This window comes from Nocardioides sp. (genome assembly GCF_030019515.1).
GTDB lineage: Bacteria > Actinomycetota > Actinomycetes > Propionibacteriales > Nocardioidaceae > Nocardioides.
This window is the reverse complement of sequence record NZ_JASEEQ010000002.1, coordinates 427,282-440,596: the sequence shown is the minus strand read 5'-3', so window position 1 is coordinate 440,596 and position 13,315 is coordinate 427,282. Positions and strand designations below refer to the sequence as shown.

13 protein-coding genes are annotated in these 13,315 nt (G+C 71.7%); 9 read left to right on the top strand and 4 right to left on the bottom strand.

Features of this window, described 5'->3' with window-relative positions; genetic code table 11:
- Positions 1–15: 15 nt before the first annotated feature.
- Positions 16–954 carry a tyrosine recombinase XerC gene (locus tag QMC84_RS04525; protein ID WP_300372214.1) on the top strand — a complete coding sequence of 313 codons (939 nt, stop codon included), beginning with the start codon at positions 16–18 and terminating at the stop codon, positions 952–954.
- Between the two features lie 35 nt (positions 955–989).
- Here the strand turns inward: QMC84_RS04525 and QMC84_RS04520 are convergent, their stop codons facing one another.
- Positions 990–1,604 carry a M23 family metallopeptidase gene (locus tag QMC84_RS04520; protein WP_300372212.1) on the bottom strand — a complete coding sequence of 205 codons (615 nt, stop codon included), beginning with the start codon at positions 1,602–1,604 and terminating at the stop codon, positions 990–992.
- A gap of 406 nt (positions 1,605–2,010) precedes the next feature.
- Here QMC84_RS04520 and rpsB point away from each other — a divergent pair, with 406 nt between their 5' ends.
- From rpsB to rlmN, 7 genes are all read left to right on the top strand, one after another.
- A complete protein-coding gene (gene rpsB / locus QMC84_RS04515) occupies positions 2,011–3,000 on the top strand; it encodes a 30S ribosomal protein S2 (protein WP_300372210.1) in 990 nt (329 codons plus the stop codon).
- Between the two features lie 58 nt (positions 3,001–3,058).
- Complete coding sequence (gene tsf / locus QMC84_RS04510; protein ID WP_300372208.1) at positions 3,059–3,871, top strand: translation elongation factor Ts; 813 nt, start codon at positions 3,059–3,061, stop codon at positions 3,869–3,871.
- Positions 3,872–3,977: 106 nt separating this feature from the next.
- Entirely contained in the window at positions 3,978–4,691 is a 714-nt protein-coding gene (gene pyrH / locus QMC84_RS04505) for a UMP kinase (RefSeq protein ID WP_300372207.1), read from the top strand.
- Between the two features lie 44 nt (positions 4,692–4,735).
- Complete coding sequence (gene frr, locus QMC84_RS04500; protein ID WP_300372335.1) at positions 4,736–5,290, top strand: ribosome recycling factor; 555 nt, start codon at positions 4,736–4,738, stop codon at positions 5,288–5,290.
- 14 nt (positions 5,291–5,304) lie between these two features.
- On the top strand, positions 5,305–6,231 hold the full coding sequence (locus QMC84_RS04495; protein ID WP_300372205.1) for a phosphatidate cytidylyltransferase: 927 nt from the start codon (positions 5,305–5,307) through the stop codon (positions 6,229–6,231).
- 58 nt (positions 6,232–6,289) lie between these two features.
- Complete coding sequence (locus QMC84_RS04490) at positions 6,290–6,634, top strand: hypothetical protein (protein ID WP_300372203.1); 345 nt, start codon at positions 6,290–6,292, stop codon at positions 6,632–6,634.
- 90 nt (positions 6,635–6,724) lie between these two features.
- Positions 6,725–7,855: a 23S rRNA (adenine(2503)-C(2))-methyltransferase RlmN gene (gene rlmN, locus QMC84_RS04485; RefSeq protein WP_300372200.1), complete on the top strand. Its 1,131-nt coding sequence runs from the start codon at positions 6,725–6,727 to the stop codon at positions 7,853–7,855.
- 156 nt (positions 7,856–8,011) lie between these two features.
- On the opposite strand, the gene QMC84_RS04480 is transcribed toward rlmN, so the two are convergent.
- From QMC84_RS04480 to QMC84_RS04470, 3 genes are read right to left on the bottom strand one after another with little or no spacing between them, the layout of a single operon-like run.
- Positions 8,012–9,643, bottom strand: a complete 1,632-nt coding sequence (locus QMC84_RS04480) for a TIGR03767 family metallophosphoesterase (protein ID WP_300372198.1) — start codon at positions 9,641–9,643, stop codon at positions 8,012–8,014.
- Positions 9,644–9,670: 27 nt separating this feature from the next.
- On the bottom strand, positions 9,671–10,756 hold the full coding sequence (locus QMC84_RS04475; protein ID WP_300372196.1) for a Rossmann fold nucleotide-binding protein: 1,086 nt from the start codon (positions 10,754–10,756) through the stop codon (positions 9,671–9,673).
- Between the two features lie 21 nt (positions 10,757–10,777).
- Positions 10,778–11,680: an RIO1 family regulatory kinase/ATPase gene (locus tag QMC84_RS04470; RefSeq protein ID WP_300372194.1), complete on the bottom strand. Its 903-nt coding sequence runs from the start codon at positions 11,678–11,680 to the stop codon at positions 10,778–10,780.
- A 193-nt stretch (positions 11,681–11,873) separates the two neighbouring features.
- Here QMC84_RS04470 and QMC84_RS04465 point away from each other — a divergent pair, with 193 nt between their 5' ends.
- On the top strand, positions 11,874–13,307 hold the full coding sequence (locus tag QMC84_RS04465) for a M1 family metallopeptidase (RefSeq protein WP_300372192.1): 1,434 nt from the start codon (positions 11,874–11,876) through the stop codon (positions 13,305–13,307).
- The last annotated feature ends 8 nt before the right edge of the window (positions 13,308–13,315 follow it).

Sequence of the window (13,315 nt, the reverse complement as noted above, 5' to 3'; positions counted from 1 at the left end):
TCCTAGACTCGGGACGTGAGCGACGAGGAGACGTCCGCGCAGCTGCCCGAGGCGATGGCTCGGGCGCTCGGCGACTACGAGCGGCACCTCGCGGTCGAGCGGGACCTGACCGCGCACACGGTGCGTGCCTACATCGGTGACGTGGCCGGGCTCCTGGACCACGCGGCCCGGCTCGGCCGGACCGACCCCGGCGACCTCGACCTCCGGACCCTGCGCAGCTGGCTGGCCAAGCAGCAGAGCATGGGTCGCTCGCGAACCACGCTCGCGCGCCGCGCGACCGCGGCGCGCGTCTTCACCGCCTGGCTGGCACGCACCGGCCGGACCGCCCTGGATGCCGGCGCGAGCCTGGGTGCTCCGAAGGCGCACCGGACGCTGCCTCCGGTGCTGCGCACCGACGAGGCGGCCGAGCTGGTCCGCTCGGCGGCCGAGCACGCCGACGACGGGAGCCCGGTCGGGCTGCGCGACGTCGCGATGCTCGAGCTCCTCTACGCGACGGGCATCCGCGTGGGCGAGCTCGTCGGCCTCGACGTCGACGACCTGGACCGCGAGCGCAACGTGGTCCGGGTGCTCGGCAAGGGCCGCAAGGAGCGGACGGTGCCGTTCGGGCGCCCGGCCGCCCGCGCCGTGGACTTCTGGCTCAAGCACGGTCGGCCCCTGCTCGCGCTCGAGGGCAGCGGCGCCGCACTCTTCCTGGGCGCCCGCGGCGGGCGCATCGACCAGCGGGCGGTGCGCACCGTCGTGCACCGACGGATCGCCGACGTCCCGGGTGCGCCCGACATCGGGCCGCACGGACTGCGGCACACCGCTGCCACGCACCTGCTCGAGGGCGGCGCCGACCTGCGGTCGGTGCAGGAGCTGCTCGGTCACGCGTCGTTGGCGACCACCCAGATCTACACACACGTCAGCACCGAGCGGCTCCGGCGGGCCTACCAGCAGGCGCACCCGCGGGCCTGACGGGAGACGCGTCAGCGGAGCCGTTGATGGTGGGTTCAGCGGATCGTCGAACCCCACAGCGCCAGCGGTGCGACCCAGCCGGCGTAGGGCAGCAGGGGTGGCCGCCACACCGCCGGGGCGGCGCCGCGCTCGGCCGGCTCGTCGCGCCAGAGCGGCAACAGCCGCACCGGCCCGGCGCCGACGAGACGCAGCGGGTCGAGGTACGTGTCGCCGCGTAGCCAGCCCCAGTGCAGGCACGCCCGCGGCGGGCAGTGCGACCCCACGAGCGCCAGGCGTCCGATCCGGTCCCCGGCGGCGACGATCGCACCGACGTCGACCGAGGGGTCCACGGGCTCGTAGGTGGTGCGGGTCACGCCGTGGTCCACGACCACGACCCCCCGTCCGGCCAGCATCCCCGCCCAGGTGACCCGACCCGGCAGCGCGGCCCGGACCGGCCGGCCCGGCGAGCCGAGCAGGTCGACCCCGCGGTGTCCGGCAACCCACGGGTCGCTCGGCGGATCGAAGCCCGCGACGACCTCCGGCGTGGGCGCCAGCGGCCAGACGCCGACCGGGTCGGCGCCACCCGCCGCGGCCGGCGGCACGGTGAGCAGGATCAGCAGCAGCCCCAGCACGAGGGCGGGGCCGCGCGGAGCGGGGGGTCGGCTGGCCATGCACCGACCCTGCGCGTCCGAACGACCTCGCCGCGACACACCGGTGGCATCCTGGGGACGACCCGGTCGGAGGCCGTCCTGTGCACGCTCGCTGGGCCCGTTCCGGGCCGGCCCCAGGATTGGCGGCTCCGACCCGGCGTCGACTACTCTGGTCGACGCAATCCTTGTGGATTGACTTCGCACGCTCGCAGACCGCGACGGGCCCTGGAACTCCGAGGTCCCGACCACCCGTGGGCGACGACCCTCAGTCCGTCCGGGCGACCGGACGGTCGGGTCGCGCGCGGCGTCAGGGCAGCCGACACCCGTCGGGTGCAGCAACTGAAAACTACGACTGGGTCCGCCCCGGTCCGGCCTGCTCGAAGGCCGGGCGCCAACGACGGTGGGCCCGACACAACAGGAGATACACATGGCAGTCGTGACCATGCGCCAGCTTCTCGAGAGCGGCGTGCACTTCGGACACCAGACCCGTCGCTGGAACCCGAAGATGAAGCGCTTCATCATGACCGAGCGCAACGGCATCTACATCATCGACCTGCAGCAGTCGCTGGCCTACATCGACCGCTCGTACGCCTTCGTCAAGGAGACGGTCGCCAAGGGCGGCACGATCATGTTCGTCGGCACCAAGAAGCAGGCGCAGGAGGCGATCGCCGAGCAGGCGACCCGCGTCGGCATGCCCTACGTCAACCAGCGTTGGCTCGGCGGCATGCTCACCAACTTCCAGACGGTGCACCAGCGGATCAACCGCCTCAAGGAGCTCGACGAGATCGACTTCGAGGACGTGGCCGGCAGCAGCCGCACCAAGAAGGAGCTGCTGCAGATGCGCCGCGAGCGCGACAAGCTGAACAAGTCGCTCGGCGGCATCCGCGAGATGACGCGCACCCCGTCCGCCGTGTGGATCGTCGACACCAACAAGGAGCACCTGGCCGTCGAGGAGGCGCGCAAGCTGCGCATCCCGATCATCGGCATCCTGGACTCCAACTGCGACCCCGACGTGGTCGACTTCCCGATCCCCGGCAACGACGACGCGATCCGCGCCGTGGGCCTGCTGACCCGCGTGGTCGCCGACGCCGTGGCCGAGGGCCTCATCGCCCGCTCGGGCGTGAAGGCCGGCGAGGGCGTCGAGGCCGTGGGCGCCGAGGAGCCGCTGGCCGAGTGGGAGCGCGAGCTGCTGGGCGGCGAGGCCGAGCAGGCCGCCGTCGAGGCCACCGGCGGCGCGGCCGCCGGGGAGACCCCCGCGGCCGAGTCGACCGGTGCGGCCAGCGAGGCCGCCGAGGCCAGCGAGGTCGCAGCGGCCCCCGAGGCCAGCGAGACTGCGACCGAGGCTCCTGAGGCCAGCGAGGCTCCTGAGGCCCCTGAGGCTGCCACCGAGCAGCCGGCCGCCGACGCCGAGGCCTGATCGGCCCCGGCCGACCGCCGTACCCGACAACCTGCCGATACTTCGAGGAAGAAGGACCATGGCGAACATCTCCGCCGCCGACGTCAAGAAGCTGCGTGAGCTCACCGGCGCCGGCATGATGGACTGCAAGAAGGCGCTCGAGGAGGCCGAGGGCGACTTCGAGAAGGCCGCCGAGCTGATCCGCATCAAGCTGGGCAAGAAGATGGCCGAGCGCGGTGCCGAGCGCGAGGCCTCGGCCGGCCTGGTGGTCACCTCCGGTGGCGCCCTGGTCGAGCTCAACTGCGAGACCGACTTCGTCGCGAAGGGCGACGACTTCGTCGCCAGCGCCCAGCAGATCGCGGACGCGGCCAACGAGGCCAAGGCCGGCGACGTGGAGGCGCTCAAGGCCGTGCGGCTCGGCGACAAGACCGTCGGTGAGGTCGTCGAGAACCTCGCGATCACCATCGGTGAGAAGATCGAGCTCGGCCGGGTGGCCTACTTCGACGGTCCGGTCGTGGCCTACATGCACAAGCGTGCGGCCGACCTCCCGCCGGCGGTGGGCGTCCTCGTCGAGTACGACGGCGCCGAGGCCGGTGCCCGCGGCGCCGCGATGCAGATCGCGGCGATGCGCCCCCAGTACCTCACCCGCGAGGAGGTCCCCGCGGACAAGGTCGCCAAGGAGCGCGAGATCGCCGAGGCGACCTCCCGCGAGGAGGGCAAGCCGGAGCAGGCGATCGCCAAGATCACCGAGGGCCGCCTCAACGGGTTCTTCAAGGACGTCGTCCTGCTCGAGCAGCCGTCGGTCACCGAGAGCAAGAAGACCGTCAAGGCCGTCCTGGACGAGGCCGGCACCACCGTGAAGCGGTTCGCCCGTTTCGAGGTCGGCGCCTGAACGGATAGGTTCAAGCCCAGACGTCACCTGAGGAGGCCGGTTCGATGACAGCGACCCTGATCATCGGACCGGCCTTCTCGCATCCCGCGCACCGAAGGAGCCGCCCGTGACCGGATACAAGCGCGTCCTGCTCAAGCTGTCGGGCGAGGTGTTCGGCGGAGGCAAGGTCGGCGTCGACCCCGACGTCGTCCAGACCGTCGCCCGGGAGATCGCCGCCGTCGCGACCGCCGGGGTGCAGATCGCGGTCGTGACCGGTGGTGGCAACTTCTTCCGCGGCGCCGAGCTCCAGCAGCGCGGCATGGACCGGGTCCGAGCGGACTACATGGGCATGCTCGGCATCGTGATGAACTGCCTGGCCCTCCAGGACTTCCTGGAGAAGATGGGTGTCGAGACCCGGGTGCAGACGGCCATCACCATGGGCCAGGTCGCCGAGCCCTACATCCCGCGGCGGGCGATCCGGCACATGGAGAAGGGCCGGGTCGTGATCTTCGGTGCCGGGATGGGCATGCCCTTCTTCTCCACCGACACCGTCGCCGTCCAGCGCGCGCTGGAGAGCCGGTGCGACGTCGTGCTCGTGGCCAAGAACGGCGTCGACGGCGTCTACACCGCCGACCCCCACCAGGATCCGAGCGCGACGAAGTTCGACAACCTCACCTACGACGAGGCCATCGCCCGGGGCCTGCGGATCATGGACCAGACGGCGTTCGCGCTGTGCGGGGAGAACAAGCTTCCGATGGTCGTGTTCGGCATGGAGCCGGAGGGCAACATCCTGCGCGTCGTGCAGGGTGAGAAGATTGGCACGCTCGTGACCGCGGGCTGACCGCCGATCGTGAGCACCTACCAGCGACGCTAGGAGTACCCGTGATCAACGACATCCTCAACGAGGCCGACGGCAAGATGGGCAAGTCGGTCGAGGCGACACGCGAGGAGTTCGCGGCGATCCGCGCCGGCCGGGTCAACCCGAGCATGTTCAACAAGGTCGTCGTCGACTACTATGGCTCGCCCACGCCGCTCCAGCAGCTCGCCTCGTTCACCGCGCCCGAGGCGCGGATCATCCTGATCGCCCCCTACGACCAGGGCGCGATGCACAACATCTTGAAGGCCATCCGCGACTCCGACCTCGGCGTGAACCCGGCCGACGACGGCAAGGTGATCCGCTGCGTGTTCCCGGAGCTCACCGAGGAGCGCCGCAAGGAGTACATCAAGGTCACTCGGCACAAGGCCGAGGAGGGCCGCGTGGCGGTCCGCAACCTGCGGCGCACGGCCAAGCAGCACCTCGAGCGCCTCGAGAAGGACGGCGAGGTCGGTGAGGACGACCTGACCGGCGCCGAGAAGCGCCTGGACGGCCTGACCAAGAAGCACACCGAGGCCATCGACGAGATGCTCAAGCACAAGGAGGCCGAGCTGCTCGAGGTCTGAGCACTCGGATAACCATGTCCGACGCTCCGTCCGCGATGCCGCCGGCCAGCCCGCCCCCCGTCCCCTCGTCGGTGCCGTCCGACCCGAGTCCGCCCGCGAAGGACCACGGCCGCGCGGGCCGTGACCTGCGTGCGGCGTTCGCGTCCGGGATCGTCCTGCTGGGCGCCATCGCGCTCTCGCTGCTGTTCTGGAAGACCGCCTTCATGGTGATCGTCGCCGTGGCGATCGTGGTCGCGATCTGGGAGCTGCACCGGGGCTTCCACGCCAAGGGCATCGACCTCCCCGAGCAGCCGCTGATGGTCGGCGGCGTCGTCATGGTCGCGGTCGCGTACTTCTGGGGCGCGCCGGCGCTGGTCACCGCGACCGCCGTGACGGCGCTGGTGATCATGCTCTGGCTGCTGCAGCGAGGGGTCGAAGGCTACGTCCAGAACGCCACGGCCTCGGTGTTCAGCCTCGTCTACGTACCGTTCCTCGGAGCGTTCGTCGCGCTGCTGCTCGCGGAGGGCGGCGGCGTCAACGCCGCCGGCTTCGACGACGCGGGCGTGCAGGGGATCGTGGCGTTCGTGGTGGTCACCATCGCCTCCGACATCGGGGGGTACGTCGCCGGGGTGCTCTTCGGGCGACACCCGATGGCGCCGGTGATCTCGCCGAAGAAGTCCTGGGAGGGCTTCGCGGGGTCGGTGGTCTTCTGCCTGGTGGCCGGCTGGGCGCTGGTCGTCTACCTGCTCGACGGCGACTGGTGGGTCGGGCTGCTGCTCGGCCTGATCGCCGTGGTGATGGCCACGCTCGGCGACCTGTGCGAGTCGGTGATCAAGCGCGACCTCGGCATCAAGGACATGAGCCAGGTGATCCCGGGCCACGGCGGCCTGATGGACCGCCTCGACTCGCTGCTCGCCACGATCGCCCCGATCTGGCTGCTGCTCCACTACCTGGTCTACTGATGGCCGCCCTCGGCATGCCGGACGTGACCGAGGTCGATCCGGTCGTAGAGTCGGCGTGATGTCCACCGACGAACAGGCCCCCGCCGGCGAGCGCCAGCCCGACTGGTGGCACCGCGACCACCCGACGTTCCTGTCGCTGGCCGGCTTCTTCACCGGCCTGGCGTTCGTGATCGTCGTACCGGGCCTGTTCGCGGCGATCCTGGGCTGGATCTTCGAGTACCACACGGCCGAGGACCTGTTCCCGCTGGTCCTGGTGACCCTGGCGGTGCCGATCGGCCTGGTGATCGCGCCGCGCACCCGCCGCTTCGGCAAGTACATGCTGATCGGGATGGGCGTGACCGCGCTCGTCGTCGGCGGCGTCAGCGCCGTCGTCCTCTGGTTCATGGTCACCTACCAGAGCTGAGGTCGACCGGCCCGCCGGCCCCGCGCCGGCCGACGCAGCGGCTCCGGCGAATCGTGCCGCTGCCCGCCCGGGTGGGATGATCGACCCCTGATGTCCGACTCCGAGCGCACCCCCCTGCCCCTGGTCTTCGACGAGCCGCGCGGCCGCAGGAAGCCGCCGCGGCACCTGGCCGACCTCGCGCCGGACGAGCGCACGGCGCACGCGAAGGAGCTCGGGCTGCCGGGCTTCCGGGCCAAGCAGCTCTCCACCCACTACTTCTCCAGGCTCGTCGACGACCCCGACCAGATGACCGACCTGCCGGCCGGCCAGCGCGCCGAGCTGGTGGCCGGGCTGCTGCCCGAGCTGATGACGCCGCTGCGCACGATGGAGGCCGACCGCGGCACCACCCGCAAGACCCTGTGGCGGCTCTTCGACGGTGCGCTCGTGGAGTCGGTGCTGATGCGCTACCCCGACCGGGTCACGATGTGCGTCTCGAGCCAGGCCGGCTGCGGGATGGCCTGTCCGTTCTGCGCGACCGGCCAGGGCGGCCTGCAGCGCAACATGTCGACCGCCGAGATCGTCGAGCAGGTCGTGGCCGGCGCCCGGGCGCTCGCCCGCGACGAGGTGCCCGGCGGCCCGGGACGGGTGTCCAACGTCGTGTTCATGGGCATGGGCGAGCCACTGGCCAACTACAAGGCCGTGCTCGGCGCCGTCCGCCGGCTCACCGACCCGGCACCGGACGGGCTCGGGATGAGCGCCCGTGGCATCACGGTCTCCACCGTCGGCCTGGTGCCGCGGATGCGCCAGCTCGCGGACGAGGGCATCCCGGTCACGCTGGCGCTGTCGCTGCACGCCCCCGACGACGAGCTGCGCAACGAGCTGGTGCCGATCAACACCCGGTTCTCGGTCGCGGAGACCGTCGAGGCCGCGTGGAACTACGCCAAGGTCACCAGGCGTCGGGTCTCGATCGAGTACGCCATGATGCGCGGCATCAACGACCAGGCCTGGCGCGCCGACCTGCTCGGCGACGTGCTCCGCTCCTACGGCGACTGGGGGTGGGTGCACGCGAACCTGATCCCGCTGAACCCGACGCCCGGCTCCAAGTGGACCGCGTCCGACCCCGCCGACGAGCGCGAGTTCGTACGCCGGCTCGAGGCCAAGGGGATCCCCACCACCGTGCGCGACACCCGCGGCCGCGAGATCGACGGGGCCTGCGGGCAGCTGGCAGCCACCGAGGCCTGACCGCCAGCATTCACGTGGCGTTCGCGTCGCCATCGGCGCGCGTTCGGTGACGATCGGCATCGTCCGAGACGGATGGACACCGTCTCGGAAGGATCCACCACGCGGCCCCGCGTACGTCGCCGGGCCGGTTGCACCGCCGCGCGGCCTGAGTCCGTGCTAGTCGCGCATGAACCGGGGGGCCCGGACGATCAGCTCGACGTTGCGGGCGCCGCGGGCGCCGCGCCGGTCGTTGCTGCGCTCCTGCCAGTCGTTGGCCGCGAGCTCGCGGGACAGGGCGGCCAGCTGGAGCGGCTCGTCCAGCCGGCTCTCGTCCCAGGTGACCGGCGCCGCGTGGTCGAGCATCGTCGAGAAGATCGACAGGGTGCCGTCGAGGTTGTTCGCGATCTCCACGATCCGACCCTGCTGGGGCCAGTCGATGTGCGAGGCGGTGTTGATCTCCCAGAAGCCGTTGCGGATCTTCCCGTCCTTCTTCCGGACGTGCGGCTTGATGTTGTTCGTGTGCGTGTGGCCGTTGACCCACGCGATCACGTTGTCGTGCTTCAGCAGCTCGTTGACCAGCGCCGTCCCGAGGACGCGCGGCCCGGGGTCGACGTCACCGGTCAGCGAGTTGACCATGCTCCACGACGGGTGGTGGCTGGAGAATACCAACAGCTTGCGTCGCGAGGTCGCGATCAGGTCCTTGATCCAGGCGAACTGGGCCCGGCTGAGCGAGCCCTCGTCGCCGCCGTTCGCGTTGACCGTGTCCATCACCACGAACCGGAACCGGCCGCGGTCGAAGGTGTAGTAGGCGGTGCCGTCGCTGCGGTTCTGCTCGGTGAAGCCGTGTCCGACCGGCAGGCCGGTGGTCGAGAAGTGCTCCTCGACGATCTCGGCGGTGCTGAGCTGGCGGCGGTCCGGGTCGGGCGTGACGGTGCGGCTCTTGACGCCGACGGTCTTCTTGTCGCCGGTCGCCCGGGCGAGGTCGCTCGCCGTCGGGTGGTTGTTGCCCTGCACGAGCTTGTCGTGGTTGCCCATCACGCTGAACCACGGCAGGTCCAGGCCGGTGGCCTCGAACGGTGCACGGGCCCGGTCCAGCAGGCCCGGGATCGTGGGGAAGCCGTACTTCGCGCGTGCGTCGTCGTCGGTCTTCCCCTCGGGGGTGCCCTCCGGGTGCCAGAACATCACGTCGTAGAGCGCCGGGTCGAGCGAGTCGGCGACGCTCTCGGTCTTGGTGTGGTCGCCCGAGTCGGGCTGGATGGTGCCGCCGTCGAGGACGTCGATGTTCCAGCGCACCTCGTTGTACTGCGCGTTGTCGGCGTTGTCGCCGGTCTGCAGGGTGAACGCGATCGGCCGGCCGGTCGCCGGGCCGGTCTGCACGGCGTTGATGCCCTGGACCATGGCCTCGGCGACGTGCAGGGTCAGGAACTCCTGCGGTCGGTACGCCGACTTGCTGAACGCCTCGGCGTTCTCGACCCGCATCGGTGACTCGGTGTCGACGATGTGCACGTCGCTGATCTGGGTGAACGCCACCATCGGCCGGCGCCGCGAGGCACGCCCCGCCTTCGCCGTGGTCCCGAGCTGGGTGCGGACCTGCCAGGCCTCGCCGGCCGCGGTGACGACGGGTCGGTAGCCGCCGGGACCCTCCGGGCCGCGCACGAGCACGGTGGAGCGGGTGGCGACACGGGCGGCCCGGGCCGCGGGCCCGGTGCCGGCGACGGCCTCGGCGGACAGGCCACCGAGCCCGCCGAGAGCGGCGGCGCCACCGACTGCGGCGGCGGAACGGAAGAGGTCGCGACGGGAGATCTGCACCGCGTCAATCTAGGCTTCGCCGGCCGGTCACGTCCCCGAAACGAACAGGTTCGCCGCCTCCTGCCAGGAGTCGACGAGATGGACGTGGCCCTGCATCGGTCGACCGCGGGCGAGCCGGCTCAGCAGCGGCCAGGCCGGGAGCTCCTCGGTCCAGTAGCGCGCCCCGACCAGGACCATCGGCGCGATCGAGGACTCATCCGCGTAGTAGTTCTCACAGGCGTCCTGGAAGACCTCCTGCACGGTCCCGCCGGCGCCGGGAAGGAACACGATCCCGGCGTCGCAGACCTCCAGCAGCGTGGCCTCGCGGGTCGAGTTGCGGAAGTACTTCGCGATGGCGGTCGCGAACACGTTGGGCGGCTCGTGCCCGTAGTGCCAGGTCGGGATGCCGAGCGACTCGACGCCGTCCGGGAACCGGGCCCGGACCGCGAAGGCGCGGTCGGCCCACGCTCCGACCGAGGGGCGGTACGACGGCACCGCGGCCAGCATCGACAGGGCGTCGTCGAGGGCATCGGGCCGCTGCGCCAGCCAGGCTCCGAGGTTCGCGGCCTCCATCGCTCCCGGGCCGCCGCCGGTCGCGACGGTGTGGCCGGCCCCGAGCGCCGCCCCGAGGCGGGCGGCGTCCGCGAACCACGGGTCGTCGCGCTGGGCCGTGTGGCCGCCCATCACACCGACCAGGTGTCGTCCCTCGACCCACGACTCGAGGGCCAGGTCGACCGCATGGTCGTGCAGGGCCCGCGTCAGCGCCTTGTCGCGGGTCGTGGGCCGCTGCGACCAGGCGTAGGCCCGCGCGTCGAGTGAGTCGGCGTAGTCGGGGACGTCGTACAGCTCCTCGGCCGTGTAGAGCGTGGTGCGCGCGGTGTCGACCGGCGTCTCCGGGGTGGCCGGCAGCACCAGGGCGCCCGCCGCGCGCACCATCGCCTCGTCGCCCGCGGCGAACGTGCACCCCAGGAAGGTCGCGCCGGAGACCTGGACCCGGGCCAGCGCGTCGTGCCGCCGGGACAGGTCGACTCCGCGGATCCGCCAGCCGCGCAGCGTGGTCGCGCCCGCGGCCAGGCGCCGGTCGAGATCCGCCAGGGTCTCGACGTGGACGACGCGGCCGCGGGTGCGCTTCACACGGTCAACCTAGGGCCCCCGCTAGAACGCGTGGGCCATCAGCTCGGCGAAGAGGTCCTGCTCGTCCACCGCGAGCCCGCGGGAGCGGAACCAGCCGCACACGTTCGCGCAGTCGCGCAGCAGGAAGTCCAGGCCGTTGGGGTTGCCGGCCAGGTCGACGATCTGCGGCAGGTCGATGACGACCAGCCGCTCCCCGGCGGCCAGCAGGTTGTACGCCGACAGGTCGCCGTGGACGATCCCGTCGCCGACCATCGTCGCGAGCACGTCGCGCAGCTGGTCGAAGTACGACGCCAGCAGGTCGCGCTCGGGCCGGGTCTGCGCGAGGCGCGGCGCGCTCTCCCCGTCGTCGTCGGTGATCCACTCCATCAGGATCTCCGTGCCGTCGATCTGCACCGGGTAGGGGACGGGCAGCCCGAGCGACCAGCATCGCTTGAGCGCGTCCCACTCCGAGACGGCCCACTCGCTGCTGGCGACGACCTTGCCCCACGTGCTCTTGCGCTTGAGGGCCCGCTGGTCGCGCGACCGCTTGACGCTGCGGCCCTCCGTGTAGGCCGCCGCTCGGTGGAAGGTGCGGTGGTCGTTGCTGCGGTAGCGCTTCGCGACCATGACGACCGACTGCCCCAGGCCCCCTCGGTCCGGGGGAGGGCTGCCGGGGACGGCGCGCTCGAGCAGGAACGCGTCCGCCTCCTTGCCGGTCTTGAGGATGCCGAGCTCGGTGTCGACCGCGGCCTGCGAGGTCACCACCCAGTCGGGGCGGGGCTCCGGGCCCCGGCAGAGCGGCTCGACGTCGAGCCACGTCGACCAGCGCTGGGTGTCGTCGTCGGGGTCGTCGTACGCCGTGAAGTCGAAGACGAAGGCGGGGTCGGGATCAGGGTCGTCGGTGCCGGAGGTGTCGTGCGTGTACTGCGTGAAGTCGTGAGACATCGCTGTAGGTGCTCCAGGAGATCGAGGGGGCGTGGTCTGCGGACAGGCCAAGGACAGTCGTGGACATGTCACGCTCCTCTCGATCGGGCACCCGGCGGGCGCCGGACGGCTGCGTCGAGTGTGGTGCGGCGCCGGTGGCGACGCAACCGAATATGCCCCGGTCGTCGGATGCGCCTTCGGATAGGTTGCAGGCGTGCTCGCTCGCCGCATCGCCGCCCTGACCGCTGCGGCCGCCCTCGTGGGGTCGTCGGCCGCCTCGGCCCCGGCGCTGGGGCGCGCGGAGGCGCCGCCCGGGGCCGCAGGCATCGGGGACCCCTATTTCCCGCTGGACGGCAACGGCGGCATCGACGTGCTGCGCTACGACATCCACGACCGCTACCGCTTCGGCGACCGGCACCTGTCCGGGTGGACGGTGGTGACCCTGCGCGCCACCGAGTCGCTGTCGAGCTTCAACCTCGACCTCCTGCTGCCGGTCCGGTCGGTGAGCGTCGACGGGCGCGACGCCGGCTTCGAGAAGTCCCCCCACGAGCTGGTCGTGAAGCACCCGGTCGACACGGGCGAGACGGTCCGTGTGGTGGTGCGGTACGCCGGCCGGCCCTCGGCGTACTCCTACGCCGGGGAGAGCAACTGGCTGGCCAGCGACCACGAGGTCGTCGCGATGAACCAGCCGCACATGGCGCCGTGGTGGTTCCCGTCCAACGACCACCCGCTCGACCGGGCGCACGTGCGGATGTCGATCACGGTCCCGAAGGAGAGCCAGGTGATCGGCAACGGTCGCCGGGTCGACCGGGAGGTCCGGGGCGGTCTCGCCACCACCACCTGGGAGGCCCGGGAGCCGATGGTCCCGTACCTCGCGTTCTTCGCGGCCGGCCGGTTCGAGATCGCCCGGGGCCGCCTGGACGGCCGGCCGTGGTACGCCGCGGTCTCGAAGCTGCTCAGCCCCGCCCAGCGACAGGTGGCGATGGGCCTGATGGAGCGGACGCCGCGGCTGCTGCGGTGGCTCGAGCGTCAGGTCGGCGACTACCCGTTCTCCACGACCGGAGGTCTCACCACGGCGCTGCCGGTCGGCTTCGCGCTCGAGAACCAGACCCGCCCGACGTACCCGTGGATGGGCGACGGGCCGGGCGCGGTATCCATCGTCGTCCACGAGCTGGCCCACCAGTGGTTCGGGGACTCGGTCGCGGTCGAGGGCTGGACCGACATCTGGCTCAACGAGGGCTGGGCGACCTACTTCGAGCAGTACTACGCCGAGACCCACGGCGGGCCCACGACGGACGCCTGGCTGCGCGAGGAGTACGGGACCAGCAGCGCCGACGACCCGTTCTGGGGCCACCAGGTCGCCGACCCGTGCCCGGGCCACGAGGACTGTGTGAGCTGGATCTTCGCCCCGTTCGTCTACGAGCGCGGCGGCCTGGCGCTGGCCGCGCTGCGCAACCGGGTCGGCGACGCCGACTTCGCCACCCTGACCGGTCGGTGGGTCTCCGAGCACGCCGGCGGCACCGGCAGCACCGCGCAGTTCCAGGCGCTCGCCGAGCAGGTCAGCGGCCAGGACCTCGGCGGGCTCTTCGACGCGTGGGTGCGCTCGACGACCAAGCCCGAGGACACGGCGGCCAACGGGCTCGGGTAGCCGCGTCG

Excerpts from the sequence above, each read along its gene's own strand:
- QMC84_RS04520 (WP_300372212.1), bottom strand. The coding sequence starts at position 1,604 with ATGGCCAGCCGACCCCCCGCTCCGCGCGGCCCCGCCCTCGTGCTGGGG.
- rpsB (WP_300372210.1), top strand. The coding sequence starts at position 2,011 with ATGGCAGTCGTGACCATGCGCCAGCTTCTCGAGAGCGGCGTGCACTTC.
- tsf (WP_300372208.1), top strand. The coding sequence starts at position 3,059 with ATGGCGAACATCTCCGCCGCCGACGTCAAGAAGCTGCGTGAGCTCACC.
- QMC84_RS04495 (WP_300372205.1), top strand. The coding sequence starts at position 5,305 with ATGTCCGACGCTCCGTCCGCGATGCCGCCGGCCAGCCCGCCCCCCGTC.
- QMC84_RS04490 (WP_300372203.1), top strand. The coding sequence starts at position 6,290 with ATGTCCACCGACGAACAGGCCCCCGCCGGCGAGCGCCAGCCCGACTGG.
- rlmN (WP_300372200.1), top strand. The coding sequence starts at position 6,725 with ATGTCCGACTCCGAGCGCACCCCCCTGCCCCTGGTCTTCGACGAGCCG.
- QMC84_RS04470 (WP_300372194.1), bottom strand. The coding sequence starts at position 11,680 with ATGTCTCACGACTTCACGCAGTACACGCACGACACCTCCGGCACCGAC.